The organism is Methylomonas sp. BG-2, from assembly GCF_057766305.1.
In genome coordinates, this window is the sequence record NZ_JBYMAP010000379.1 from 1 (window position 1) to 2,448 (window position 2,448).

The 2,448-nt window shown below is 49.8% G+C and carries 1 protein-coding gene; it reads left to right on the forward strand.

The genetic code is table 11. The features are described from left to right. On the forward strand, positions 1 to 2,448 hold a 2,448-nt coding region (locus AC3B8H_RS20370), incomplete at both ends, for a CgeB family protein (protein WP_488443348.1).

A 2,448-nucleotide genomic window follows, 5' to 3' on the forward strand; every position in this document is an offset into this window, starting at 1 on the left:
CGAAACAGCGAAATATCCGGCTGGCCGAGGACGGCAGCGTCGGTCTGCAGCTTTGTTATTACCACGGCGAAAAACTTGAAAGCGATTTGGACAATCTCATTCATGTGGAATTGGAACGCCTGTTGGAGTTTTTCGTGTTCAGCCGTTTGCGTCTACCGGAAGTCTTACGCGCCGACCCGGATTTAATGGCGGATTACCAGCAGGTGATGCGTTCGGTGCGCGAGACCCGTGAGCAATTCGCCGGTGAGTTGGAACGGCAAGCGCTGGCGCTTCAACCGGATTTCGCCGGCGACTTACCGTTGCGAATTTTGATACTAGCGGCCAATTCTTCGTCGGCATTATGTCCGTTGGCCGAAACCCTGGCGAATGCCGAATACTCGGTGATGTTGTACGTCATCACCGATGCCATTCATACGCTCAATAGGGTCGATGCGCTGAATCAATATGTCGAATTCCGCCCGCATATTCTGATTCAGGAAAATCAATTGGATAATGGTTTCCTGGCGGACGGCGTTATTCATATCATTTATTGGCTGGCCGACGCGGCCGGATTCGAATCCTTGGAGTCTCTGCCGTTCAGAAAAAACGATTTTAATTGCTGCCGGCAAGAAACCGTTTTTCAACATTTAAAACGTTGCGGGGCCGACAACGTTTTCCAAATGGAGCCGGAAACCCCCGCGTTGGCGTTACCGATACTTTTTCATTATCTCGACGAGGTGCCGCCGACATCGCGCCTCGAGTTACCTGATGCACTCATCGTGCTGGAAGGGCCCGATGCGGAAATTCACCAATGCGCGCAACGTTACGCCGCCAATATTCAGGCTCTAAAAATATATCGACCGACAATCCATGACGACCTGAATCGCTATTTAGCCGATAAGCAAATGAATGTGCTTTTAGGCGAAGCGATCGCGGGCGAGTTTTATTCCATAGCGGTATTTTCCGGCGAACGGCGGCTTTACCAATTGGATTTGCCGAGTAGAGCCGAAAACTTAAGAAATATACGCGCCAAGGCCCAAGTTTCCCAACGCTTTAACGTGCCTTGCTACGGCTTGGCCGGCATCGGCGACGGGGCCGAACTATCGGCGGTATTTTCCAGTACCGCTAGGCCAATCGCGGAAATGCCGAATCTGGAAATTCCAATTTATCTGGTCGATGCTGATTTCGGCGGCTTGCTGGCAACCTTGTTGGTTCGGGATATTCGACAAATCCTCGCCGATACCAGAGTATGGTTTTGTTTCCAAACCTCCGGCTTTAACCAGTTTATCGCCGAATTGAACGCTAAGCAGTCGATATTGCCGGAAGTGACGATCAACGTTAGCGCGACCGCGGCCGAACTTGAGCATATAAAGGGCGCGGTCGATGGTGCCAGAGACGCTAGAAGCGATTCCCACGCGAAGTTGCTGGCTCTAATCGATGATTACTACCGCCAAATCAGTCTGGAAACTTGGCGCGAGAAATTTGGGCAAAACCCGGCATCGCCGGTTCGAGTGATGGGCTTTGGGTCGCAATTTACCACCTTCTTGCAATATTGCATGCGGGACTTGCTGGACGGATTCGCCAGAATCGGCGCGGAAATTCATCTGTCCACCGATAGCGCTAATTACCACCGTAACGGCATGGAAAGTATCGTGGCCCAAATCGCCGAGTTTAAGCCTGACCTGATATTGTCCATCGATCATTTTCGGCACGAATTTGCCGGCTTGTCGGAAGCTGTGCCGTTCGTCAATTGGGTACAGGATATGTTGCCGTCGATTACCCAAAATCGCCACGCCGTTAAATCCAGGGATTTTACCTTCGTATTTTCCAAGGATTGGTTGGCGATGAATAGAAATCCTTTATACGCGAGTTTTCCGGTCGAATATTTACCGCTCGGCTTTAACGATGCCTATTATTATCCTGTCGAACACCATGGCTATCGATACGACTTTTTATTCATCACGCATTTGATCGATCCGGTTAAAACCTTGTCGCCGTTCCGATCCGGCCAGGGAGGTTTTGAGAGTTACGATTCCACCGAGGCTAGCTTGCTGAAACAGCACAAGCTGACGTTGGAGACGTTAACCAGGATATATCGGTTTGTTTTGGAACATACCGATCAATTGCCGCTGGATGAGTTTCACCGCTTTTGTTTGGACAATCAAATCGGCAAATTTCAATTGCTGGAAAAGTTGTTGATAGACGATGGAATAACCGTCCCGAATGAGGTCATTAATCAATTAATGGCCGGTAGCGGCAGTCGATTCCATTACCACTATTTAACCGAAATGAAAATCCGGCCAATCGCCGCGTTGCTCGATGCCGGGTTGAATATTGAATTGGGGTTATACGGTAGAAATTGGGATCAATTTGCAAGGTTTGCGCCTTACGCGCACGGCGTCGCTGAAAACGGCGAAACGATTAACGAACTAATGAATCGCTCCAGAATTTGTTTTAACGGCAGTCCCG